This window comes from Ensifer sp. GW823-FHT05D09 (assembly GCF_058795755.1).
The window spans coordinates 671,217-694,020 of sequence record NZ_JBXAIA010000002.1 but is presented as its reverse complement, the minus strand read 5'-3'; the positions used below and the strand labels follow the sequence as shown (position 1 = coordinate 694,020).

Annotated in this window: 22 protein-coding genes; 9 read left to right on the top strand and 13 right to left on the bottom strand. The window is 62.9% G+C overall.

Annotated features, from left to right (window positions below):
- Positions 1–73 precede the first annotated feature (73 nt).
- Positions 74–1,123 carry a zinc ABC transporter substrate-binding protein ZnuA gene (gene znuA, locus AC1Q80_RS09115; RefSeq protein WP_492360205.1) on the bottom strand — a complete coding sequence of 350 codons (1,050 nt, stop codon included), beginning with the start codon at positions 1,121–1,123 and terminating at the stop codon, positions 74–76.
- A gap of 202 nt (positions 1,124–1,325) precedes the next feature.
- Here znuA and AC1Q80_RS09110 point away from each other — a divergent pair, with 202 nt between their 5' ends.
- From AC1Q80_RS09110 to AC1Q80_RS09100, 3 genes are read left to right on the top strand one after another with little or no spacing between them, the layout of a single operon-like run.
- On the top strand, positions 1,326–2,231 hold the full coding sequence (locus AC1Q80_RS09110) for an ATP-binding cassette domain-containing protein (RefSeq protein ID WP_173420222.1): 906 nt from the start codon (positions 1,326–1,328) through the stop codon (positions 2,229–2,231).
- Complete coding sequence (znuB, locus tag AC1Q80_RS09105; RefSeq protein WP_025427319.1) at positions 2,224–3,054, top strand: zinc ABC transporter permease subunit ZnuB; 831 nt, start codon at positions 2,224–2,226, stop codon at positions 3,052–3,054. Before AC1Q80_RS09110 ends, znuB begins: the two co-directional genes overlap by 8 nt.
- A complete protein-coding gene (locus tag AC1Q80_RS09100) occupies positions 3,054–3,449 on the top strand; it encodes a Fur family transcriptional regulator (RefSeq protein ID WP_077503781.1) in 396 nt (131 codons plus the stop codon). The genes znuB and AC1Q80_RS09100 overlap by 1 nt, the downstream gene beginning before the upstream one ends.
- Before the next feature lie 32 nt (positions 3,450–3,481).
- Here AC1Q80_RS09100 and AC1Q80_RS09095 read toward each other — a convergent pair whose 3' ends face one another.
- The 8 genes from AC1Q80_RS09095 to AC1Q80_RS09060 form a co-directional block, all read right to left on the bottom strand.
- The gene (locus tag AC1Q80_RS09095) at positions 3,482–4,012 is read right to left on the bottom strand and encodes a gamma carbonic anhydrase family protein (protein ID WP_492360204.1); all 531 of its coding nucleotides are present in this window, start codon (positions 4,010–4,012) and stop codon (positions 3,482–3,484) included.
- Between the two features lie 143 nt (positions 4,013–4,155).
- On the bottom strand, positions 4,156–4,842 hold the full coding sequence (locus tag AC1Q80_RS09090) for a fumarylacetoacetate hydrolase family protein (protein WP_209791345.1): 687 nt from the start codon (positions 4,840–4,842) through the stop codon (positions 4,156–4,158).
- 67 nt (positions 4,843–4,909) lie between these two features.
- Positions 4,910–5,113, bottom strand: coding sequence for a hypothetical protein (locus tag AC1Q80_RS09085; RefSeq protein WP_210264383.1), 204 nt, complete (start codon positions 5,111–5,113; stop codon positions 4,910–4,912).
- Between the two features lie 370 nt (positions 5,114–5,483).
- The gene (locus AC1Q80_RS09080) at positions 5,484–5,723 is read right to left on the bottom strand and encodes a DUF982 domain-containing protein (RefSeq protein ID WP_173420219.1); all 240 of its coding nucleotides are present in this window, start codon (positions 5,721–5,723) and stop codon (positions 5,484–5,486) included.
- A gap of 156 nt (positions 5,724–5,879) precedes the next feature.
- Positions 5,880–6,119, bottom strand: coding sequence for a hypothetical protein (locus AC1Q80_RS09075; protein WP_209791344.1), 240 nt, complete (start codon positions 6,117–6,119; stop codon positions 5,880–5,882).
- 516 nt (positions 6,120–6,635) lie between these two features.
- Positions 6,636–7,097: a GNAT family N-acetyltransferase gene (locus AC1Q80_RS09070; protein ID WP_492360203.1), complete on the bottom strand. Its 462-nt coding sequence runs from the start codon at positions 7,095–7,097 to the stop codon at positions 6,636–6,638.
- Between the two features lie 56 nt (positions 7,098–7,153).
- A complete protein-coding gene (locus tag AC1Q80_RS09065) occupies positions 7,154–7,537 on the bottom strand; it encodes a hypothetical protein (RefSeq protein ID WP_077503774.1) in 384 nt (127 codons plus the stop codon).
- 146 nt (positions 7,538–7,683) lie between these two features.
- Positions 7,684–8,145 (bottom strand): DUF3828 domain-containing protein, encoded by a 462-nt coding sequence (locus AC1Q80_RS09060; RefSeq protein WP_492360202.1) that lies wholly within the window; start codon positions 8,143–8,145, stop codon positions 7,684–7,686.
- A gap of 419 nt (positions 8,146–8,564) precedes the next feature.
- On the opposite strand from AC1Q80_RS09060, the gene dusA reads away from it, so the two are divergent.
- Positions 8,565–9,662: a tRNA dihydrouridine(20/20a) synthase DusA gene (gene dusA / locus AC1Q80_RS09055; RefSeq protein WP_492360201.1), complete on the top strand. Its 1,098-nt coding sequence runs from the start codon at positions 8,565–8,567 to the stop codon at positions 9,660–9,662.
- 183 nt (positions 9,663–9,845) lie between these two features.
- Here dusA and AC1Q80_RS09050 read toward each other — a convergent pair whose 3' ends face one another.
- Positions 9,846–10,058 carry a cold-shock protein gene (locus AC1Q80_RS09050; RefSeq protein ID WP_025427309.1) on the bottom strand — a complete coding sequence of 71 codons (213 nt, stop codon included), beginning with the start codon at positions 10,056–10,058 and terminating at the stop codon, positions 9,846–9,848.
- An 811-nt stretch (positions 10,059–10,869) separates the two neighbouring features.
- Here AC1Q80_RS09050 and AC1Q80_RS09045 point away from each other — a divergent pair.
- From AC1Q80_RS09045 to AC1Q80_RS09035, 3 genes are all read left to right on the top strand, one after another.
- Complete coding sequence (locus tag AC1Q80_RS09045; protein WP_173421027.1) at positions 10,870–11,439, top strand: J domain-containing protein; 570 nt, start codon at positions 10,870–10,872, stop codon at positions 11,437–11,439.
- A 356-nt stretch (positions 11,440–11,795) separates the two neighbouring features.
- Complete coding sequence (locus tag AC1Q80_RS09040) at positions 11,796–12,518, top strand: LssY C-terminal domain-containing protein (protein ID WP_492360200.1); 723 nt, start codon at positions 11,796–11,798, stop codon at positions 12,516–12,518.
- 301 nt (positions 12,519–12,819) lie between these two features.
- Positions 12,820–13,575, top strand: a complete 756-nt coding sequence (locus AC1Q80_RS09035) for a bestrophin-like domain (RefSeq protein ID WP_492360199.1) — start codon at positions 12,820–12,822, stop codon at positions 13,573–13,575.
- A gap of 47 nt (positions 13,576–13,622) precedes the next feature.
- Here the strand turns inward: AC1Q80_RS09035 and uvrB are convergent, their stop codons facing one another.
- The gene (gene uvrB / locus AC1Q80_RS09030; protein ID WP_492360198.1) at positions 13,623–16,706 is read right to left on the bottom strand and encodes an excinuclease ABC subunit UvrB; all 3,084 of its coding nucleotides are present in this window, start codon (positions 16,704–16,706) and stop codon (positions 13,623–13,625) included.
- Positions 16,707–16,915: 209 nt separating this feature from the next.
- Here uvrB and AC1Q80_RS09025 point away from each other — a divergent pair, with 209 nt between their 5' ends.
- Positions 16,916–17,353: a GNAT family N-acetyltransferase gene (locus tag AC1Q80_RS09025; protein ID WP_492360197.1), complete on the top strand. Its 438-nt coding sequence runs from the start codon at positions 16,916–16,918 to the stop codon at positions 17,351–17,353.
- Between the two features lie 169 nt (positions 17,354–17,522).
- The gene (locus AC1Q80_RS09020; RefSeq protein WP_492360196.1) at positions 17,523–18,599 is read left to right on the top strand and encodes a FecR family protein; all 1,077 of its coding nucleotides are present in this window, start codon (positions 17,523–17,525) and stop codon (positions 18,597–18,599) included.
- Positions 18,600–18,602: 3 nt separating this feature from the next.
- On the opposite strand, the gene AC1Q80_RS09015 is transcribed toward AC1Q80_RS09020, so the two are convergent.
- Entirely contained in the window at positions 18,603–20,774 is a 2,172-nt protein-coding gene (locus AC1Q80_RS09015) for a CHASE2 domain-containing protein (protein WP_173420199.1), read from the bottom strand.
- 6 nt (positions 20,775–20,780) lie between these two features.
- Complete coding sequence (locus tag AC1Q80_RS09010; protein WP_492360195.1) at positions 20,781–22,535, bottom strand: adenylate/guanylate cyclase domain-containing protein; 1,755 nt, start codon at positions 22,533–22,535, stop codon at positions 20,781–20,783.
- Positions 22,536–22,804: the final 269 nt, after the last annotated feature.

Here is a 22,804-nt window from a genome sequence, read left to right as displayed (position 1 = left end):
GACGCCCACCCCTGCCGCCTCAAGGCGGATTTCTCCGCCTTGACAGACGGGCTTGCCGCCTTGGGAGGACGGTTCAGCTTGCCGACGTGAGGCAGGTCTTGAGCGAGGTGCCGATACCTTCCATCAGCTGGAAATAGAGATCCGGGCCGGCATCAAGCGTGGCGGCTTCCGGGTCTAGCGTTCCGGATTTCGCCGGCGTGCCCTCGATCACCACATTGATCAGCTTCGGCTCGAACTGCGGTTCGGCGAAAACGCAGGTCGCGCCCAGTTCCTTGATCTTGGCATGGATCTGCGACAGCCGCTCGGCGCCCGGCAGAACCTCGGGGCTCACGGTGATCGAGCCGGCCACCCGCACCTGGTAGCGGTGCTCGAAATACTGGTAGGCATCATGGAAGACGATGAAGGGCTTGTCCTTTACCGGTGCTACCGTTTCAACCAGGCTCTTGTCGAGCGCGTCGAGGCGAAGGTTGAGCTTTTCGAGATTGGCCTTGTAGGCGGCCGCATTGTCCGGATCGGCCTCCGTGAGCGTCTTTTCGATTTCGGCCGCCATCGCCCTGGCATTCTGCGGATCGAGCCACAGGTGCATGTCGAAACCGTCGTGATCGTGATCATGCCCCTCATGCGCGTGGTCGTGATCATGGGCGGCAGCGGCCTCGGGGGCTGCGGCATGGTCGTGCTCCGCCTCGCCCTCGGTGTGTTTATGGCCTTCTTCGCCATGACCAGCTTCGCCCTCATGACCTTCGTGGCCATGATCATGCGCTTCGAAGGCGCCGCCTTCACGGAATTTCAGCTTCTCGAGACCCGGCGCTTCGCTGAGTTCCACCACCTTCGCGCCGCCACTCAGCGCATCGAGCGGCTTGTCGAGGAAGGCTTCGAGCCCCGGGCCCACCCAGAACACCACCTTGGCTGCCTGAAGTGCAGCAGCGTTCGACGGCTTCATGTTATAGGTATGAGGGGAGGCTGCGCCCTCGACGATCAGCGCGGGTTCACCAACGCCCTGCATGATCGATGCGACGAGCGAGTGGACAGGCTTGATCGAAGCCACCACATTAGGTCCCGCAGCCGCAACGGGCGACGACAACAGGATGGTGGAGGCAAACAGCAGGGCGGAAGACGATTTCATCGGTTTCTCCGGGCTTGAATGTCACGCAAGTCCCTGAACTTGTTCAGTTTTTTGTCAGAGGCAGGCGCAGTTCGGACACTTGAAACACCACGCACACATCAGGTTGAACGTGTCGATGTTTCAATGTAATGTTATTACATCAATTGCGTTATGCTATAACGTGTGCGATAGCCAGTGGCAACCGCCAATCCGGAATTTTTTGATGCTGAATTTCCGATCCCCAGAAACGACACCGCTGGTGCGGTTGAACAATGCCGGTGTTCGCCGCAACGGCCGCTGGCTGGTGCGCGGCGTCGAGTTTTCGATCAGCCCCGGTGAGATCGTCACCTTGATCGGGCCCAATGGCTCCGGCAAGTCGACGACGGCAAAGACCGCGATCGGCGTGCTGAAGGCCGACGAAGGCTACGTCGAGCGCAAGCCGGGTCTGAAGGTGGGCTATGTCCCGCAGAAGCTTTCCGTCGACTGGACGCTGCCCTTGACGGTCGAGCGGCTGATGACCTTGACCGGGCCGCTGAAAGGCCGGGAAATCGAGGAGGCGCTGTCGGCGACCGGCGTGCTGCACCTGGCGAAGGCCGAGGTGCAACATCTGTCAGGCGGCGAATTCCAGCGGGCGCTGCTCGCGCGCGCGATTGCCCGCAAACCGGACCTGCTGGTGCTTGACGAACCGGTGCAGGGGGTCGATTTCAGCGGCGAGATTGCGCTCTATGAACTGATCAAGCAGATCCGCAACCGCACCGGCTGCGGCATCCTCCTGATCTCGCACGACCTGCATATCGTCATGGCCGAGACCGACACGGTCGTCTGCCTCAACGGCCATGTCTGCTGCACCGGCACGCCGCAGGCCGTCAGCCAGAGTCCTGAATACCAGAAGCTCTTCGGCCGCCGTGCCGCCAGCACGCTTGCGGTTTATAGCCACAACCACGACCACACCCATCTGCCCGACGGGCGCGTGCTGCATGCGGATGGTTCGATCACCGAGCACTGTTATCCCGGCGACGGCCATCACCACGACGAGGACGACAACGTGCATGACCATGGCGACGATTGCGGCTGCGGTCACCATAGCCGCCTGCATGGCTTCGAATTGAAGGAGAAGCGCGATGCTTGACGATTTCTTCGTCCGGGCGCTGATCGCCGGCATCGGCATCGCCGTCATGGCGGGCCCGCTCGGCTGCTTCGTTATCTGGCGGCGCATGGCCTATTTCGGCGACACCATGGCGCATTCGGCGCTGCTGGGTGTGGCCTTGTCTTTGCTCCTCGATCTCAACCTGATGGTGGCGGTGTTCATCGTCGCGGCTGCCGTCTCCATACTGTTGCTCTTCCTGCAGCGGCGCGGGGCGCTGTCGACCGACGCGCTGCTCGGCATTCTCTCGCATTCGGCACTGTCGATCGGGCTCGTTATCGTCGCCTTCATGACCTGGGTGCGCATCGATCTCGTCGGATTTCTCTTCGGCGACATCCTGGCGGTATCGGAATCCGACATCGACATCATCTGGGGCGGCGGCATCCTGGTGATTTTTGCCATCGTCTATCTCTGGCGGCCGCTGCTGGCGTCCACCGTCAATCCGGAGCTTGCGGAAGCCGAGGGCATGAAGCCGGAGCGGGCGCGGCTGTTCTTCATGCTACTGATGGCATTGGTGATCGCCATTGCCATGAAGATCGTCGGCATCCTCCTGATCACGTCGCTGCTGATCATCCCGGCGGCGACGGCACGACGCTTTGCGACATCGCCTGAAATCATGGCTGTTCTCGCCTCGGTCATCGGCGCGCTTGCCGTGACCGGCGGACTTTTCGGCTCGCTGCACTGGGATACGCCTTCGGGACCGTCTATCGTCGTTGCCGCACTTGCGCTTTTCGTACTGAGTCTGCTGCCGATCGGGCGGCGCCGGTTGGAGACAGCGTCTCATTCCACGCCTGGAGGGCATCATTGATGGCGACCCCGCAACTGACCAAGAACCAGACAATGGTGATGGATGCGCTCAGCCATTCCGAAGGCCCCTTGAGCGCCTATACCATTCTCGACAAGCTGCGCGACCAGGGGTTTCGTGCGCCGCTGCAGGTCTATCGCGCGCTCGACAAGCTGCTCGAATACGGCCTGGTGCATCGGCTCGAAAGCCTCAATGCCTTTGTTGCCTGCACATGCCCGCACGAGCATGAGCACGACCATGGCGTAACGGCGTTCACGATCTGCGAGGGATGCGGGCAGGTAACCGAGTTCCACGACATCGCGATCGAGCAGCGGCTGTCGGCACTGACGCGGGCGCAGAACTTCAAGACGGAAAAGACCACGATCGAGATCCGCGGCCATTGCCAGAGCTGCGCCTGACGGCGCGTGCATCGCTGTTTCCAGCGTAGCGTTCAGTCGAGCCTGGTCAGCTGCATCGCGTAGCGTTGCCAGTTCTTGACGTAGTGGCTCGCCGAGCGCTTCAGCCCCTTGACTGTCTCATCGTCCAGCACGCGGATCGCCTTGGCCGGTGATCCGACGATCAGCGAATTGTCCGGAAACTCCTTGCCTTCGGTGACCAGCGCATTGGCGCCCACCAGGCAGTTGCGGCCGATCTTGGCGCCGTTCAGCACCGTTGCGCCCATGCCGATCAGCGAATTGTCGCCGATGGTGCAGCCGTGGATGATCGCGCCGTGGCCGATGGTGCAGCCTTCGCCGATCGTCACGGGAAAGCCAGGGTCGACATGGATCACGGTGTTTTCCTGGATATTGGTGCCGGCGCCGAGACGGATCGGTTCGTTGTCGGCGCGTAGCGTCGCGCCGAACCAGATCCCGACATCCTCGCCAATTTCCACCTGGCCGATGATGTTGGCATCCGGCGCCACCCAGTAGCTGCCCTGGGCAGGCGTTTGCGGGCGCAGCGGTCCAAGGGCATAGAGCGGCATCGCGTGATCCTTGCGGTCAGGAGCATTTCCAGGAAAAGTGCATAGCGGTTTTCCGTCAGGAAATGGCTCAAAGGTGGTTACGGCATGAAACGATCAAGCGCTTCCGTGGCTCCGTGCAGAGCGATTGCGGAAGCGCCCTGATCCTAGCGAACGGTGACGGCGAGGGCGGCCACGCCGTCGACGCCACAGGTTACCGTGTCGCCGCGCACCACGGGACCGACGCCTGAAGGTGTCCCGGTCATGATGATGTCGCCAGGCGCCAGCGTGAAGAGCCGCGAAAGCTCCGAGATGACCTCGGGTATCTTCCAGATCATCTGGTCGAGGTCGCCCTGCTGGCGCAGTTCGCCATTGACCTTCAGCCAGATATTGCCGTTGGCGGGGTGGCCGATCGCCTCGACCGGTACGATTTCGGAAACCGGCGCAGAATGCTCGAAGGCCTTCGCCGCGGCCCAGGGCTTGCCGGCCTTCTTGGCCTCCGCCTGCAGGTCGCGGCGGGTAAAGTCGATGCCGACGCCATAGCCATAGACGCAGTCGAGCGCCTGTTCGACCGGGATGTCGGCACCACCGCTTTTCAGGGCGACAACCAGTTCGACCTCATGGTGCACATCGCTCGTGCGCTGCGGGTAGGGGAAGGCTTTGTCAGCCACCAGCAGATTGTCCGGGTTTTTCTGGAAGAAGAACGGCGGCTCGCGATCCGGGTCGTGCCCCATCTCGATGGCGTGGGCCGCATAGTTGCGACCGACGCAATAGACCCGGCGCACCGGAAAACCCACGAGGCTGCCGGTGATCGGCAACAGGACGGGTGGCGAAAGTGGAATGACTGTTTGCATGATTGTCCGGCTGTTTAGAATCCCAGCCGGACGTTAGCACCCTCTCCGGGTGCTGCAAGGGTTTATCTCAGGCGCAGCCGGCGTAAGCCTGCAACTGGTCGCGTGTGAGAAACCGGCCGTCGGAGCGAGAGTTCAGCTCCGGATGGCTGTATTCAAGGCTCGGGACTTGCAGTTCCAGGGCCTGGCGCACGGTCATGATGCCAACATCGCGACGGTCACCGCCGCGTGTTACCGTGACTTCAACGATGCGATAGAGATTCTGTTCAGTCATGATATCTCTCCCGTTTTCGTTGTCCCTTTGCCGGGACATTATGCTTTTCCCTTGAATGGGACTGAGGCGCTTCGAAATTGGTTTTTATGAGGCACCTCATGATATACCGGAGAGAAATGAACGCTTCACGACAGAAATCGGGCCATTTCCGGGATATTTGTGTGCGTTTTGAAGATGGTGCGCCAAATCGGCACGCAACCGCAATCACCTCATCCCATGCGCAGGCTCGGTTCCGGGGCGCGGTCGCGCCGCCACGTGTCATTTCTCAGAAACGGCGTCAGGCGCCAAACAAATCGTTATCCCGCATGCTCTTCGCATGCCAACGACAAAGGGTGAGTGCAGGGCACTCAAGGCAAGCGGAAAACGCCTCTCAGTGCGCTTTCAATTCAGCTTCTCGCGCGGCCGAAATAAACAGCGATCGCGCTTCCTCGACAGTCCGACGGCCGTCGATGGCGGCGCGGCAGGCGCTGCGGGCGGCGACGTAGCTCGGTCCGCGGCGCGGCCAATGGTCGGCAAGGCAGGCAAGCGCGTCAGAAGGGCCCTTGACGGTGCGGACATCGCCCGTCACGAGGTCGAGTTCGATCGGCTGGTTCCAGATGATTTGATACATGCGTCTCCTCCTCGAGATCATCTCAATGAATGTCGGCATCGGGACGGCTTGCGGCAGGGCTCCTCCCACGCGGCAAACAGTCAATCGCTCTAATGTAGCGCAGGATAACGCTTTTGTAAGCAGCCTTTCCGGGTGCGTTTCGCCGCCATGCAACCTCTAAGCCGAGGTCGATGTCTCCGCGAGGCGGGAGGCGAACCAGCGGCCGACGACGAGCAGCAATTGCTCGTTTGTCGTACCCGCCAGATATTCGTCGATCAGCATGCGTGCATGCCGGCGGGCGCGGGCGCTGTCGCGCGGCCAGCAATGTTCGGCGCAGATGTCATCGAAGACCCGCTGTAGCGTGTCGATATCAGGCTGCGACAGCGCGATACATTGTGTCGAGCGCAAAGGGTTCACGTCTTACTCCCCCAGGGCACTAAAGCCGCAGTGCCCGGCGAACTATGCCACAACCCCTGATAATTGAACCCCTCGGGAATCAGGGGTTCTCGAGGTGGATCTGACGGAGTTCGCCGCAGTCCACGTACTGGGAGGCAGAAGAGGACGTGTCGCTCGCGTCGGTCAGACCGCCGACAACGCAGATCATTTGCCGAGCAGCCGTTGCCCGAAGGTGACCTCCGCGCCCGTCAGGATCGCATTGCGCGGCTAGAAGATCGTTCCCGCAACGGATACCGCTATGGTTGCCGCCAGTGCGGCCAGCATAAGAGCGGCACTGACCGTGACCGCTAATGTTCGGCGCCGTCTTGCGCCACTCCAATCGTAGCTCATGTTTTCGCTCCGATGACAATCATGCCATTTTGGGACGATCGGCGATTCTTCTTAATAAATTGTTAGGAAGTGGAGCCTGGAAGAAACGGCCTGTCGCCGGACGAGCCCAATGGCTGACGGTGCGAGCGGCACCCGTGCCGGACGCCCTTATTCTTCGGCGATGTGCCGACGCATGGTGACGGCCGTGCCGAAGCGTGTGTTCGCTTCGCCGACGACGACAAAGCCGCAGCCGGCGTAAAAGCCTTGGGTTTCGGGCGACGCGACGACGATCAGCGTCTCAGCACCCCATTGGCGTGCTTTGCTGCAGGCTTCGCGAACGAGGTGGCGGCCGATCCCCATGCGTGACCATCGGGGTTCGACGAACAGGCCGTCGAGCTCGACGGTGCCATCCGGGTGGGTGATGACGACCGCAAAGCCTGCAAGGACTGCTTCGACGGTCGCGACCAGCGTGCCGCCCTGGGAGATGTGCTCGATCGGAAGATCGATGGCCTCGGGATTTTGAAGAAGAAGCGCGCGATAGGCTTCATGCGTGAGCGAGGCGCGCCGCTGAATCTCGATCAGCGCCAGACGTTCGTCCGGCCGGGCCGGGCGGATTTCATGCGCGCTCAAGACTGGCCCCCGGCAATTGCTGTCGGATTGTTCGCGCCCACGAGGCTGTTGCCGGTTCAGGCCGGCCCGACACCTGCCACCTTGGTCTGGCGGCCGCCTTCTTCGATCCTGACGTAATCAGGACCAATCCGGGCGAACTGGTCGCAGCGTCGGCCGCCATCCTCGAACGTGATGCAGACCTCGTCGCCGGCGATCGTGTAGGTTCCGCCGTCGCGTACTTCGTAGTCGCGGTAGCCATATCGGCCGTCGGCAAAGTAGGAAGAGACAACGCCGTTGATCGTGTAGCGCAACGACTTGCCGACGATGAGGGCCTGAAGATCGGCGCCGGAAAGCGTCGGCACGGATGGGGGCTTCGGCGTTGCGATCTCCTGGTCTTCAAGCGCCATCGACTGGCAAGCTGCGAGCTGGAGAGTGAGGAGTGCCACGATCGCACGTTTCATGCCGTCTTCCCTTGTTCCTGGCGTCTGTATCGATACAGGGACGCTGCCCTAATCGCCTGTGACACTGCCTGTCAAGCCGATGATAGTTGCGTCCATCTTTCTGCGCGACCTGGCCGAGCGCGAATTCGCCTCCGCGCTGCGTGGTTTCAGTCCTGCGCGTTGGCGAAAATCTCGCTCAATCTCCAGCGGGTGTCGCCCTCGATGCTTTCGATGTCGTCGACCTGCCAGTTGCCGCCTTCATCGATCAGGCTGTATCGCAGGGTCATGGGGGTGGAGAAGTTTTCGAAGCGGACGGTGACAACAGCGGCCTGGCCGCTGATTTCTGCCTTGCCTACATGCAGGTCGGCGATGTCCCAGTCCTGACCGTTGATGACGGGGTCGAAGCCGATGGCACCGACCTCGCCCTGGTTCTTCTGTGCGTCATCCGCATAAAGCCCGGTTAGCCCGTCGGAGAAAAACGCGTCGCGCTCGGATGTGTCGCCATTGCCGAGATAGGGTGCATAGAGCGCCTCGATCAACGCCGCCGGCGTTTCAAAAGGCTGGGCGACGGCAGTTGAGGCGCTCACGGCGGCAAGGCTGAGTGCCGCAACGACTATGAATCTTGGCATGGAAAGGCCTTTCATCGAATCCAGGAGCCTTTCTTATCAAGGAATGGCGCTGCGCAACTGCGCCAATTTTGGTGTTGCCGTGATCGAAAGATAAGGTTGGGGCAGGGGCAGATGGTTGCAGCGCGGTTACCGTTCGCATGACGTCGCTTCTCGGTGGCGATCGAAGGGTGATTTCCAATCAGCGCAAGGACGTTTGCGGTTGCCGGTGTTCCGGATGCCGTCGGCCGCCGGCTCCGGGTGGCCAGTGCGGACATCTCGTGCTATGGGGCTCCCGGGCGATGCCGGATCCGACGCCAGTTTGGCGCATTCGTTTCAATGTCGTCCTCCTGGATTGCTACAAAACCGGCCGCCTTGCACCTATTTGACAGGGACTGCCGCACGAAGGTCGAAGTCGCGCGCTCGCCGCGCACCGATCGTTTATGAGAGACTTGCCTGATATGGCCGAAACGTCGCGCAACAGCCGCTATTTTAACACTCCGGTCTTCGCCGTGGCCCCCATGGTGGATTGGACCGACCGGCACTATCGCTTTTTCGCGCGCCGGCTTTCGCAACATGCGCTGCTCTATACCGAGATGATCGTCGCGGACGCGATTCTGCGGGGGGATCGCGACAAGCTGCTCGGCTACGATGCCTCGGAGCATCCGCTGGTGCTGCAGCTTGGCGGTAACGATCCGCGCAAGATGGCCGAGGCTGCGCGCATTGCCGAAGAGTTCGGTTATGACGAGATCAACATGAATGTCGGCTGCCCCTCCGACCGCGTGCAATCCGGGACCTTTGGCGCCTGTCTGATGCAGGAGCCCGGCATGGTGGCGGAATGCGTGGCGGCGATGAAGGCGGTGGTCCGCGTCCCGGTGACGGTGAAGTGCCGCATCGGCGTCGACGAGCAGGATCCGGAAGTGGCCCTTCGCGATCTGGTGTCGCGTGTCGCGGACGCGGGAACCGACGCTGTCTGGGTGCATGCGCGCAAGGCGTGGCTGCAGGGACTGTCGCCCAAGGAGAACCGCGACATCCCACCGCTCGACTACGCTCTCGTTCATCAATTGAAACTCGAAAATCCTAATCTTTTCATTGGTCTCAACGGCGGACTTCAGACTTTGAGTCAGTCGCTTGGGGAAATGAAAGGGCTTGATGGCGTGATGCTTGGCCGCGCCGCCTATCACGACAGCGCCATGCTGACGGCGGTCGATGGTTTCTTCCCGCATCCGCTCACCGGCGCGGCGGCGCTCGACCACAAGGGCGTGGACTTCTCCGAGCGCGGCCATCGGCTGGACCTGTCGTTCTGGGCAGAGATACGCGATGTCATGGCCGACTATGCGAGCGGCCACATTGCCAATGGCGGGCGGCTCGCCCATGTCACCCGGCATATGGTCGGGCTGTTCCAGGGCTGGCCGGGCGCGCGGCGCTATCGCCAGATCCTGTCGTCCGACGCGACGCGGCAAGGCGCTGGACCGGAAGTCATTCACGCGGCATTCGACGCGGTGTTCGAAGCGGCCGCAACCAAGCAGGCGGCGGAGTAGGCCTTTTGATCGAGGCTGCACGCAGCTTGATCGACTGCAGGCGTGAGCGTCGCATCGGTTGAGCCGTCGAGGCTTGCGTCGCCGGTGATATCTGCGCAGCGGCAGCAGAAAACGATCAGCCCAAAACGAAAACGGCGCCCCCGAGGGAGCGCCGCTTCCAAAAGTCCAGTCGGACGATCCGGCTTACGAAGCCTGGATGTTCACGGCCTTCGGGCCCTTGCCCATGCGGTCAGCTTCGGTGTCGAACGTGACAACCTGGCCGTCCTTCAGCGTAGCAAGGCCAGCGGCCTGTACAGCGGAGATGTGGACGAATACGTCCTTAGCGCCGCCGTCCGGCGTGATGAAACCAAAACCCTTGTCCTGGTTGAAGAATTTTACGGTGCCCTTAGTGGCCATGGAAGAAGTCCTTTTCCTTCAGTCTTAAAGCTATACCCGCGCCCCCGTGAGGATGTGGGTGTGTCGTCTTCCGCATGCAAGCGGATAGGCGTCGAGTAGTCACGATAACGGGGAAAGAACGTCCATTTGCCGCTTCCGGCCGGCCCGGCAAGCCGGGCACAAAAGAGAAAGTCCAGTCTCCGGGATTGAAAACGCCCGAACGGTAGCAGCAGTGACAGTATTTGCAAAAAAAGGCAAGAGCCATTCGCGCGGCATATTTCGGGAAAATGAGCCGTCAACCACAGCATTCTCAGGGGTTTTGGACGGACGGGCGCACGCGGCGCGAGCACTGGCCTGAGCAGGCGTGGCGAGCTGCGGTATCCGCCACGCAATATCCTTTCTTCTCGAGCGTCGGCAACATGGTCCAACGTCCGGGGGATATCGAGTGACGATGCCGAATGTGACTGAAGAGTCCATCATTGCCGCCCGGGTGGCTGCCACCGGTTGCGATCCCGCGAGCGGCCGAGCGCCCCTTCGGCTCCCGCTCGGAGCGCGCGTGGCGCGTAAAAATCGGGGAAGGCCTGTTTCTCACCACAATTTCGTCCCGACCACGATCGAACGTGCGCGCCGCCGCGACGGACGGGCATTGCCCGATGAGCGGCGGCGGTGTGCGACGCTGATCCCTTTCACATCGCATCAGCACTTGAACATGTTTGGGATAACGCGCAGGCTTTACCGGTGATTGGTTCCGGTCTTCCGGTACGTGCGTTAGGTCAAGCGGAGAAATCGGAATGCAAGACGAACAGGGGGCAGCGTGATCGATCCCTACGAGATGCTTGGCGTAGACCGCGACGCGAACGACCAGACCATCCGCACGGCCTATCGCAAGGCGGCCAAGGCGGCCCATCCCGACTCTGGCGGCGATGCGGAGCAATTTGCCCGGCTGCAGGCGGTCTATGAACTCCTGAAGGACCCGGTGCGCCGGAAGGTCTTTGACGACACAGGATACGATCCGCAGCTCGCCGAGCCGCGCGACCTCAAGGGCCTGATGATGCTTGAGACGCTGGTCAACGACTTCATCCTCGACGAGCGCGAGCCCGGCAGCTTCGATCCCGTTGCCGCCATGCGCCGCAAACTCTCCGACGATATCGTCAAGAGCCGCTTCCATATCCTCGAACTGGAGCGTCACCGCGCCCGGGTGCGAAAACACCTCGACCGTCTCGGCCGACGGCCGGAGACAGACGTGCTCGGCTCGATGCTGCGCGCGCGCTCCCGCTCGATCGCCGAGGCGATCAAGACCACCGAGGAGCAGATCAAGACCATCGAGCAGGCCTATGAAATGCTGGAAGGCTACTCCTACGAACTGGAGGCGCTGGAGGCCAAGGCGCACGCGGCGGAGTAGAGGCAGCGCGCATCCTGGCGACAAGCGGCGCGGCAGCAACTTGCGGCAGATGCGCTGCGCGTTCCTGATCGAGCTGTCGGCCGTTCGCGACCTGACACCGGTCGCCGATCTGCCGATCCTGCATAATTCCTTGGGTCTTGATCGATTAAATGAAAGAATTATTCAGTAAATAGAAAGTGTTAAGGTGGCGTCTGCATGTCACACTTGATGCGCGGCGCTGCAGCCGATCGACCCCGCGATTGAAAGCCCGTCGTTCCCGCTTCGTGCGGGCCGGATTGCACTGTTGCCGCCCCGTTGCTTTCCGGGCCGTATCGGGTTTAGCTGATATCGCCGCACCGGGATCGAGGTGAACGCAGATGACCCGCCACAGCAAACTTCGTGCAGTGTTGAGCGCCCTTTCCGCCGGGCTCGTAGCCTATCTGCTGATCAGCTACTTCCTGCTGCCGGACCTCTGGCTTTTCCGCGACCGCAGCCGGATTGACAGTCTCAGCCCTATGGTGACCACCACGGAACAGGATATCCCCGGCGACCCCATCAATGTCGGCCTCGTCGGTTCGAAGGAGCAGGTGATCCGCGCCTTCGCGGCCGCGGGTTGGGATCCGGCCGACAAGGTCACGCTCCGCTCATCTGTCGATATCGGCTTGAGCGTGGTGCTGGATCGGCCCGACCTCGATGCGCCGGTCAGCCCGTTGTTCTTCGAGGGGCGGAAACAGGATCTGGCGTTCGAAAAGCCGGTCGGCAAAAGCGCCGACGAGCGCAACCATGTGCGCTTCTGGTTGAGCAACCAGCCCGCCGAGGGCGGCGGGTCGCTCTGGCTCGGTTCGGCCAGCTTCGACCGCGGCGTCGGCTTAAGCCACGACACGGGCCAGATCACCCACCATATCGGCCCGGATCTGGACGCGGAGCGAAACCTGGTGATGTCAGACCTGCAGAAGGCCGGGCAGATCGCATCGACCTACGAGATCCCCGGCATCGGTGCGACCAAGACCGGCCGTAACGGCGGCGGCGATCCCTACTTCACCGATGGCAAGACGTTGGTAGGGGTGCTGGGGCAGGCGACGGCCAGCGGCGGCAACTAAGGTGAGGCCGGCGATCGCCAGGCGATGATCCTGCCCCGGCGGCAATGTCTTGCCCTGAATGTCGAGCGGCCGCTGGGTCCGACATTGCGAAGGTTCGGCGCGCGAGTGCGTTGCGCGCATGGCGAAAGGTCCTATCCTGCAGCGCCGCGCGTCTTGTTGGACGCGCGAGACGCTGTAGCACTTTGAACTGCTGCATGTTTCTATCCGTAAATCGAATAGCATTTAGGGATAGAAACATGCAGCAGGGGACGTTGATTTGCCCCGGCCCAGCGGGCGGCGGCGCAGCAGGAGCCGGGCTGGAATGAGTGCGATCTTGATTGCCGTTGCCGCCTTCCTCTGCCTGAGTGTCGCTGCGCTCGGCATGATGCATGTCTACCCCAAGCTGCACGCGCGGCATCGTGACGACGATACGAATACTGTGGTGCGGCTCGTCGCCAACATTTTTGTCGTCATGGCGTCGCTGGTTTTCGGCCTGATGATCAATTCGGCCAAGAACACCTTCGAGGGCATCGACAACAATGTGCACTCCTTTGCCACCAACCTGATCCTGCTCGACCGCACGCTCCGGAGCTATGGCCTCGCCGGCAACGATGCCCGGCAATATCTGATCGCCTATGTGGAGGCGGCGATCGCCAATCCCGAACGCGTTAACGATGCGCTGCATGAAGCGCGCAATGCCGGCCAGCAGCGGCTGGACACGGTCGGCAACAGCCTTGCATCCATCCAGCCGGCCGACAGCCTGCATGAATCCATGCTGGCAGAAGCACGCGAGCAGTATAACCGCATCGTCGATCAACGCTGGACGATCGTCGAGCAATCGGAAGGCGCGATCCCGATGCCTGTCATCGGCATGCTGATCGCATGGATGACGCTGGTCTTCGCGAGCTTCGGCTACCGCGCCCCGCAAAATGCCGCGGTTGTCGCCATGTTCCTGGTCTCAGCCCTGTTCATCGCCGGCTCGGTCTTCATCGTGCTCGACATGGACATCCCGTTTACCGGTGCGATCCAGATTTCGGATGCGCCGTTGCATCGGGCGCTGGCGGAGATGAAGGTGTAGAGGCTTGGGCCTCGGCGGTTGCCCACAGCTGACATTGCAGCGCTGGTTTATTTGCCCGGCCGCCCGGTCTTCCCCTTCGTCCGACCCTTCTGCCGCTTCTCATCCACGGGATCCTCATAGGAGCCGACACCCGGCTTGGCACGGATGATCGGCTTGTCCGGCACCTTGCCGATCACAGGCTTTTCGGTGCGGCCGACGGTCATTTCGTCGAGGCTGTTCTTGCGAAAGAGGCTTTGGCCCTCGGCATCCTTCCGGCCGGCCGGCGTCGCGACGTCGCGGCCCATTTCATCGAGGTCGGGCTTGCGGAACAGCGGGCGTTCAGTGTCGGTGCCCGGGCCCATGTCGTCGAGCGATGGTTTCTGGAACAGCGATTTTTCGTCGTCCGTTGGGCCGGTTGTTCGGCTGATCGCGGTGATGTCGCGCGCAGGGCGAGCAACGCCGCCGCTTCGGTCGCCTCTGGCGTCGCCGATGCCAACGTCGGCTGCCGGTGACCGCGCGCTAGACTTGCTGCTCTTCGAGCGGCCCTCGATCGCTTTGGCCTCTTCCCGTGCCATCGGGTCGTCCATGGCGGCGAGTTCGGCGGCCTTGAGGCGTTTGATCTCGTCGCGCAGGCGGGCGGCCTTCTCGAAGTCGAGGTCGGCGGCGGCGTCGCGCATCTGCTTTTCCAGCGCGTTGAGGTGCGCCTGCAAATTGTTGCCGACGAGATGGCCGCCGTCCGCAAAACCCTTGCCGGCGACGCCGGAGATGTCGGCGCGCACGTGGTCCTTCTCGTAGACCGAGTCGAGGATGTCGGAAATCTTCGCCTTCACCGATTCCGGCGTGATGCCGTTGGCCTGGTTGTAAGCCATCTGTTTTTCGCGGCGGCGGCTGGTTTCGTCCATGGCGCGCTGCATTGAGCCGGTGATCTGGTCGGCATAGAGGATGACCTTGCCGTCGACGTTACGCGCGGCGCGGCCGATGGTCTGCACCAACGAGGTTTCCGAGCGCAGAAAGCCTTCCTTGTCGGCATCCAGGATGGCGACGAAGCCGCATTCGGGAATGTCGAGGCCTTCGCGCAAAAGGTTGATGCCGACGAGCACGTCGAACGCGCCGAGGCGCAGGTCGCGGATGATCTCGATGCGCTCCAGCGTGTCGATGTCGGAGTGCATGTAGCGGACGCGAATGCCCTGTTCGTGCAGATATTCGGTGAGATCCTCGGCCATGCGCTTGGTCAGCACGGTGACGAGCGTGCGATAGCCGGCAGCGGCCGTTTCGCGGATTTCGCCAAGCACGTCATCGACCTGGGTTTTGGCCGAGCGCACTTCCACCGGCGGGTCGATCAGGCCAGTCGGGCGGATGACCTGTTCGGCAAAGACGCCGCCGGACTGTTCCAGTTCCCAGGCGGCGGGGGTGGCCGAAACCGCGATGGTATCGGGGCGCATGGCGTCCCATTCCTCGAAGCGCAAGGGACGGTTGTCCATGCACGAGGGCAGGCGGAAGCCGTATTCGGCCAGCGTCGCCTTGCGGCGGAAGTCGCCGCGATACATGCCGCCGATCTGGCTGACGGAGACGTGGCTTTCGTCGATGAACAGCAGCGCGTTGTCGGGGATGTATTCGAACAGAGTCGGCGGCGGTTCGCCGGGATTGCGGCCGGTGAGATAGCGCGAATAGTTTTCGATGCCGGCACAGGCGCCGGTGGCCTCCAGCATCTCGATGTCGTAGCGGGTGCGCTGCTCCAGCCGCTGGGCTTCCAGCAGGCGGCCGCCCTTTTCCAGTTCGGCCAGTCGGTGCTTCAGCTCTTCCTTGATCGCCTTGATCGCTCCGTTCAGCGTCGGGCGCGGGGTGACATAGTGCGAGTTGGCGTAGATTTTGACCGATTTCAGGTCGCCGGTCTTCTGGCCGGTCAGCGGGTCGAACTCGGTGATGGCGTCGATCTCGTCGCCGAACATGGAGATGCGCCACGCCGCGTCTTCCAAGTGGGCCGGGAAGATTTCAATGGTATCGCCGCGCACGCGAAAAGAGCCGCGCTGGAAATCCATGTCGCGGCGCTTGTATTGCTGCGCCACGAGGTCGGCCAGCAGCTGGCGCTGGTCGAGCCGGTCGCCGACGCTCATCTGGAAGGTCATGGCGGTATAGGTTTCGACCGAGCCGATACCGTAGATGCAGGAGACCGAGGCGACGATGATGCAGTCGTCGCGCTCCAGCAGTGAGCGGGTGGCGGAGTGGCGCATGCGGTCGATCTGCTCGTTGATCGAGGATTCCTTCTCGATGAAGGTATCCGAGCGCGGCACGTATGCTTCCGGCTGGTAGTAATCGTAGTAGGAAACGAAATACTCGACCGCATTATCCGGGAAGAAGTTCTTGAACTCGGAATAGAGCTGGGCCGCCAGTGTCTTGTTGGGCGCGAGAATGACGGCGGGGCGCTGCGTCGCCTCGATCACCTTGGCCATGGTGAAGGTCTTGCCCGAACCGGTGACGCCGAGCAGCACCTGGCTGCGCTCGCCGGAGGCAAGGCCTTCGACGAGATCGGCGATCGCCGTCGGCTGGTCGCCGGCCGGCTCGTAATCGGAGACCATGCGGATCTCGATGCCGCCTTCGGATTTCGGCGGCCGGGCAGGGCGGTGCGGCGTCCACAGCTTGCCGTCCTTGAACAGCGGATTGCCGCTCTCGATCAGCGCCGACAGCGCCTCCACCGTGGCGGTGACGCCCGAGTTGGACAGCTTGTCGGCATCCTCAAGCGACACGTCGAGGCCGGCGACCGGATTGAGGCCCGCCGCGGCGCGCGTCTTCGGGTCGGTTGTCCCGCCCATCGAGGTGCCCCGAGACGTCCTTCCGCTCACGCTGTCGGCGCCTTGCGCCTTCGCTCCGCGGGGGCCTCGCATCGGCTCGGACGCCCCTTCGGGCTTGCGGCCTGCGGCCGATTTCGCGGCGATTTCCACCTTCTTGCGGTGCTTGCCGGCCATGGAGGCGACCTCGCGCTGGCTCTCGAAGGCCGAGGCCTCGGCATCCGCCTCGAGTTGTTTCACCCAATCGGAAACATTGCCGGAGAGCGGGGTTCCCGACAGCGGTGCCTGCGGGGCTTCCTCGAAGCCGCCGGGCACTGTCGATTTTTTCGGGGGATTTTTTGCAGACTTCTTCGGATCCTGGGCCATGGCGGGAATATGGACAGAGTCATGCCGAAAATAAAGGGGGAATGAGTACAAAAGGGAAACGAAATTTCCGGATTTTCCGAGGCTCGTTTTCAGCGTTTCGGGAGCCAGTGGATCACAGGACAGATGATCGCGGCTACCAATGCGTTCGCTTTGCAAATAGGAGGTCATTGCCGTCGAACTCGTCTGTCGGCGGATGGCAGGAGGTAAGCATGTTTGTCATCGATCGTTGTTTGCCGACATCGTCCCTGCCTCAGGATTTCGACGATCTGCGGCGTGACGCCGTCTCCGAGCAATACCGATTTGTCGAGCGGCTGCATGAGGATTGGGGTTCAGGCGCCATGCGCTTCGATGGGCGCGGCGAGGTCCTGCTGATGGCAGCCGTGGCCGGGACCTGCGCGGGACTGGGCGGTCTGACCGCCGATCCCTGCGCGCCAGACGCTCTGCGGCTCCGCCGCTTCTATGTCCGCCCGCAGTTCCGCGGCCTCGGTCTGGGGCGTGAGCTGGCGATCAGGCTGCTCGGGCATGCCCGCAACCATGCCCCACGTGTCACCGTGAATGCCGGCACGGCCGAAGCCGGGGCGTTTTGGGAAAGGATGGGCCTTCTCCCGGCCGCGCAATCGGGGATCACGCATTGGCTCGATTTCTGAGCCAACGGCCCGCTGCGAGTGGCACGTTTGAGCGGCTGCATTGCCATGGCCGATGCCCAGGGTGGCGCTGGATAGCCCATACGAGTTCTGGTTGCTGGAAGCTTACCCCGAATGGGCGAGAAGACACCCAAGCCTGACGCATGATATCAATTGTGGTTTGGAGGGGGCCATGTCGCGTTTGAGTGGTGCCGCCCTTATCGCTTTTCGTGCAATGCTTCTTTGCCCTGCCACGAGCTTTGCGGCCGAACCCGTCGGTCAAGCGGTATCGATCAGGACCGAAGTGTCCGGCGCGAGCGGTCCGCTGGCGGTCAGGGACCCGGTCTACCGGGACGAACGGATCCGGACGTCAAAGTCCGGTCTTGGCCAGTTCGTTTTCCAGGACGGGACCAAGCTCGCCGTCGGCTGGGGGTCTTCCGTGGTCATCGACCAATTCGTCTACGACGGCACCAGGTCGGTGAAGAAGCTGACGATCACGGCCGCCAAAGGCACCTTTCGCTGGGTCAGCGGCAAATCCAAACATTCCGCCTATGAGATCGTCACGCCGGCCGGCACCATCGGCGTGCGTGGCACGGCGTTCGATTTCTATGTGGGGCGCGACGGCACGACTGCGGTCGTGCTGCTGAATGGTGCGGCCAGCTTTTGCGGCGCCGGTGGGTGCCGGCAACTGACGCGGCGCTGCGATTGTGTGGTTGCCACACCCGGTGGTGGGGTCAGCCAGGCGGCGCGCGTCAGCCAGCGCACATTGCGCAGCCTCGGCAATGCGCAGGCCCTGCCTTTCCTTTCCGGCGGCCAGAGGCTTTCCGGCACGATCGGCGCCGTCGGTGCCGGCTGCGGATTGCAGGCCGCGCGTCGCGATGATGTCGCCCGTCCGCCGGCGCAGATCGAGCAACAGCAGGCGCCGATCGAGCGCGAAGAGCCCAAGCCGGAGAAACCCAGACCTGAAAAGCCGCATCACGAAAAGCCCCATCATGAGAAACCGGATCGCGACAAGCCGGACCGGGACAAGGATCACGGCCATCACGACAAGGATCATGACGACGATCACGGGGATCACGGGCAGGGTGGCGGCGGAGGCAAGCAAGACGACCATGGCTCGTCTGGCTCCGACAACGACGGCCACGCTGGCGGCAGCGACGATGGCGACAGCGGCGAGCGTGCCGACCGCGATCATGGCAATGGCAACAATGATCGCCATGGTGGCCGCGACCGCGACCGCGATCGAAGCGACAACGACGACGACGATTGATCGCTATTCGGCGATGCGGCTGGCCTGATCGGCTGGGGTTTCTGTGAAATGGTCGGAGCGACGGGTGATCCTGCCGTAGAACGCCACCAGGCCGGGCGTGATGGCTGCTGCCTTGAGCTTGGCGGCGTTGGCAAGGCTGCGGCTGGCCGAGGCGCGCACACGCAGGTTTTCGACCAGTCTTGAATGCAGGCGTTGCAGTTCATCGAAATCGGGCGATGCGGCGACGTCTTCGTCGCCGGCGACGGCAAACAGCCGGGTCCGCGTCGTCTTTCCTTTCAGCCCCAGGGCGCCGGCTTCCAGCAATGCGCAGCCGGGCAGGGCCTGCGCTGTCGCCTCCGACACCAGGATGTCGAAGCTCACATCCTTGCACGCCGCCTCGATACGGGCGGCGATGTTGACGGTGTCGCCGACGGCCGAATAGTTGAAACGCGTCTCGGCGCCCATGTTGCCGACGCAGGCAATCCCGGTGTGGATGCCGATGCCGATGCCGACCTCCTGCGCCGCACCGAAGCCGAAGGCGTCGTCCGCATTGAGCCGCGCCAAGGTCTGGCGCATGCCGAGTGCAGCGCGCAGCGCCTTGCGTGGATGGTTGGTTACATCGACCGGCGCGTTCCAGAAGGCCATGATCGAATCGCCGATGAACTTGTCGAGCGTACCCTCGTTGGCAATCACATGTCGGCTGAGCGCGTCGAGCAACGTGTTGAGAAAGGCAACGACATCGGTTGGTGCCATGCGCTCGCTCATCTCGGTGAAGCTGCGCACATCGACGAACATGACGGTAAGCTCGCGATCGTCACCGCCGAGCCTGAGGGCGTTGCGGTTGTGTTCTATCCGATAGAGCAGCGAGGGAGAGAGATAGCGGCCGAAGGCTTGGCGGACCTCGCGGCGCTCGCGATCAGTGACCAGGAAACGGAATGCCGTCGCCGAGAAATGGGTGATGGATGCAGCCAGGATCGGCGCCAGCGGATCGAACAGCAGGCCGGCATAGGAGAATGCAACCCAGGACGTGACGAGCGCCAGCGCCGTGATTGCCAGGCCGCAGGCAAGCGCAACGATGGGACTGACGAAGGTCGTCAGCAGCACGAGAAGGCAGCCGGCAATCGCGATCGACAGGATTTCCAGCCCGTTGGCCCAGTCCGGACGCGAGAGATAGCGGCCGGAGAGGATCTGCTCGACGATCTGGGCGTGCAGCGAGACGCCGGGAACGTTCTGGCCGAGTGCCGTCGTGCGCACGTCCTGCAGCCCGGCGGCGGAGGTGCCGATGAAGACGATGCTGCCTTCGATCGCCGCAGCGATATCGGGGGATACATCGGCATCCTCGAGAACGCGCCGCGCGGAGACATAGCGCTCGGTCGTATCAGGACTGACGTAGAGCCAGAGTTCGCCGGAAGCGGTCACCGGCACGACGAAATCCCCGATCTTGGCGGCCGTCAGCGTATCCGGCACATCGGGCGCCCCGGCCAGCACATAGGTCGAGCCGCCTTGTGCCACGCGCAGCGCCTCCAGTGCCAGACTGGGGTAGAGTTGCTGGCCGTCGCTCAGGAACAACGGCACTGCACGCACGACGGCCGAGGAGCCACCGGGGTTGAGGCTGATATGGCCGAGCCCGGCGGCGTTGCTCTCCAGTTGCGGCCGCAGCGGGGTGGCGGCGCGGATGCGCGGCGGCGCACCAACGGGGCTTTCGCCGGTAAAGGCGAAACCGGCCTTGACCGGCGGCAGGTAGCTTCCTTCATTGGTCAGCCCGAAGCCGAGGACGACAGGCCTTTCCGCGATCGACCTGGCAAAGACCTCGTCATTGTCGGGCAGGCGCTTAAGCAGCGATGGATCGATTTCGGGCACGTCGCGCAGCACGTTGCGCGGCGACAGCCGGTCCGGTTCGGCAAACAGGATGTCGAAGGCAATCGCCGACGCTCCCATCTCCACCAGCCTGTCGGTCAGCTTCGCCAGCCTGTCGCGCGGCCAGGGCCATTGTCCAAAGGCGCGCAGCGACGCTTCGTCGATATCGACGACCTTGACCGGCATGGTCTCGTAGGCGCGCGGGGACAGCCGTTGATACTCATCGAAGGTGACGTCGCGCCCTTGCTTCAGAAGCTGCGGGTCGCTGGCGCGCAGCAATGTCAGCACTGCAACGACCGCCAGACCGATCACGACGCCGAGCTGTTGCGCACGGGTCATGGCGCCTCACGGAACGGCTGGCAGGCCCGCCTTGCGCAGCCCGTCGGTGAAATGCGCGTAATCGGCGGGGTCGACATAGGCGGTAAAGATCTGCCAGTAGCCCGGAAGATCGAGGGGCGCGTTGGCGACGGCCTCGTCGACGAGCTTGCAGGCATCCTCGGTGCGTCCGAGCTGGCCGAGGCAGGCGAGCAGCACGACCAGGTTGAAATAGGTGCGCCGCAATAGAATCCCGCGTTCGGCGTGGTGCTGCGCCTCCTCGTAATTGCCGAGATGGTAATGGGCAAGCGCGATCCGGTTGAGGAAGAGGTAGGTCAGCGGATCGTGCGGGCTCAGCCGCAGTGCCTTGTGCAGCGGATCGAGCGCGTCGGCGAAACGGCCGACGAAAATGCGGGCCCAGCCGAGCGCCATATGGGCCAGCGCGAGATTGGGGTTGAGATCGATAGCCTGCTGGGCCTCGGCAACGGCCGCATGCGGGCGGCGGGCTGCGAAATTGGCAAGGCACATGACGTAGTGCGAATAGGAATCCCTGTCTTCGAGCGCGATGGCCCGCTCGGCTGCGACAAGCAGTTCGGCTCTGTCGCGATCGATATCGTCGCTGAAGCCGAAGAAACATCGGGCGTAGAGCGAGCGTGCCAGCATCATATGGGCGCGGCCGAAGTCCGGGTCGAGCGCGATCGCGCGGCGATGCCAGTCGATCGCCTCGGCAAAATGCGCGGCCGTGTCCTGGGCGTTGTGCAGCAGCGTGCCGCGCATGTGGCATTCGTAGGCATCGAGATTTTCGGTGCCGCGCAGGAGCGCACGGCGATTTTCGCCGATCAGGATTTCCGGTTCGATCGCGGCGACGACATGCTGTGTCAGTTCGTCCTGGATGGCGAAGATGTCGGCCACCTCTCGATCGAAGCGCTGCGCCCAGAGATGCACGCCGGTCTCGGCCTCGATCAACTGCCCGGTGACGCGAACTCGGCTCCCCGACCGGCGCACGCTGCCCTCGACGATATAGCGCACGCCGAGATCACGGCCGATCTGCTTCACGTCGACCGCGCGCCCCTTGTAGGCAAAGGAGGAGTTGCGGGCGATGACGAAGAACCAGCGGCAGAGGGAGAGCCCGGTAATGATGTCTTCCGTCAGCCCATCGGCAAAGTAGTCCTGGCCGGGATCGTCTGACATGTTGACGAAGGGAAGCACGGCGATCGACGGCTTGTCCGGCAGCCGGAGCGGCATTCCGGGCAAATCGGGGCCCGTCGGATCCTCGCGCCAGTCGACACTGTGCACGAGCACCGGCCGCGGCATGTTCTTCAGCGTCTGCTCGCCGAGCTTGACCATCGGGAAGTCGAGCTTGCCCTCGATCTGGTCATGCAGTGTACCCGAGATACACACGCCCGCGGGGCGAGCCACCTGCTGCAACCGTGCTGCGACATTGACGCCGTCGCCGAGCAGATTGGCGCCCTCGACCACGACATCACCGAGATTGATACCGATGCGGAACTCCATGCGTTTCTCCGGCGCCAGATCGGCATTGCGGCGTTGCAGGGCGCGCTGGATGGCAACGGCGGCGCGCACGGCCTGGACGGCGCTGTGGAATTCGGCAACGACGCTGTCGCCGGCAGTGCTGAAAATTCGCCCGCCATGCTCGGCGACGAGATCGCCGATCGTGGCGCAATAGGTGCCTAGCGTCGCAAGCGTACCTTCCTCGTCGGTCGCGACGAGGCGACTATAGCCAGCGACATCGGCAGCGAGGATGACTGCGAGCTTCCGTTCCAAGGGGGCGAGCCCCTCCTGCGGCGTATGGCTAGAGGAAATTAAGGGTATCGTAAATTAGGTGTATCTAGAAGTGCGAAAACGCCATGATCGTCTCTAACCAACGATTGCTGCGCCGATTTTGAGGCCATTTGCGGGCCAAGACGGCCTTCACTCGTGGATTGCGCGCTGGGGGCGACGAAGAGTTTGCGTTGTGGGCTCGCCCGAACGCGGTTTCGCCCGGCAGCGGAACGTGCAAGGTATCCCGATACGCTGGCGGCGCGTGCGCGTGG

Bases quoted from the DNA above. Each gene is read 5' to 3' on its own strand.
- znuA (WP_492360205.1), bottom strand. From the start codon at position 1,123: ATGAAATCGTCTTCCGCCCTGCTGTTTGCCTCCACCATCCTGTTGTCG.
- AC1Q80_RS09110 (WP_173420222.1), top strand. From the start codon at position 1,326: ATGCTGAATTTCCGATCCCCAGAAACGACACCGCTGGTGCGGTTGAAC.
- znuB (WP_025427319.1), top strand. From the start codon at position 2,224: ATGCTTGACGATTTCTTCGTCCGGGCGCTGATCGCCGGCATCGGCATC.
- AC1Q80_RS09100 (WP_077503781.1), top strand. From the start codon at position 3,054: ATGGCGACCCCGCAACTGACCAAGAACCAGACAATGGTGATGGATGCG.
- AC1Q80_RS09095 (WP_492360204.1), bottom strand. From the start codon at position 4,012: ATGCCGCTCTATGCCCTTGGACCGCTGCGCCCGCAAACGCCTGCCCAG.
- AC1Q80_RS09090 (WP_209791345.1), bottom strand. From the start codon at position 4,842: ATGCAAACAGTCATTCCACTTTCGCCACCCGTCCTGTTGCCGATCACC.
- AC1Q80_RS09085 (WP_210264383.1), bottom strand. From the start codon at position 5,113: ATGACTGAACAGAATCTCTATCGCATCGTTGAAGTCACGGTAACACGC.
- AC1Q80_RS09080 (WP_173420219.1), bottom strand. From the start codon at position 5,723: ATGTATCAAATCATCTGGAACCAGCCGATCGAACTCGACCTCGTGACG.
- AC1Q80_RS09065 (WP_077503774.1), bottom strand. From the start codon at position 7,537: ATGAAACGTGCGATCGTGGCACTCCTCACTCTCCAGCTCGCAGCTTGC.
- AC1Q80_RS09060 (WP_492360202.1), bottom strand. From the start codon at position 8,145: ATGCCAAGATTCATAGTCGTTGCGGCACTCAGCCTTGCCGCCGTGAGC.
- dusA (WP_492360201.1), top strand. From the start codon at position 8,565: ATGAGAGACTTGCCTGATATGGCCGAAACGTCGCGCAACAGCCGCTAT.
- AC1Q80_RS09050 (WP_025427309.1), bottom strand. From the start codon at position 10,058: ATGGCCACTAAGGGCACCGTAAAATTCTTCAACCAGGACAAGGGTTTT.
- AC1Q80_RS09045 (WP_173421027.1), top strand. From the start codon at position 10,870: ATGCTTGGCGTAGACCGCGACGCGAACGACCAGACCATCCGCACGGCC.
- AC1Q80_RS09040 (WP_492360200.1), top strand. From the start codon at position 11,796: ATGACCCGCCACAGCAAACTTCGTGCAGTGTTGAGCGCCCTTTCCGCC.
- AC1Q80_RS09035 (WP_492360199.1), top strand. From the start codon at position 12,820: ATGAGTGCGATCTTGATTGCCGTTGCCGCCTTCCTCTGCCTGAGTGTC.
- uvrB (WP_492360198.1), bottom strand. From the start codon at position 16,706: ATGGCCCAGGATCCGAAGAAGTCTGCAAAAAATCCCCCGAAAAAATCG.
- AC1Q80_RS09025 (WP_492360197.1), top strand. From the start codon at position 16,916: ATGTTTGTCATCGATCGTTGTTTGCCGACATCGTCCCTGCCTCAGGAT.
- AC1Q80_RS09020 (WP_492360196.1), top strand. From the start codon at position 17,523: ATGTCGCGTTTGAGTGGTGCCGCCCTTATCGCTTTTCGTGCAATGCTT.
- AC1Q80_RS09015 (WP_173420199.1), bottom strand. From the start codon at position 20,774: ATGACCCGTGCGCAACAGCTCGGCGTCGTGATCGGTCTGGCGGTCGTT.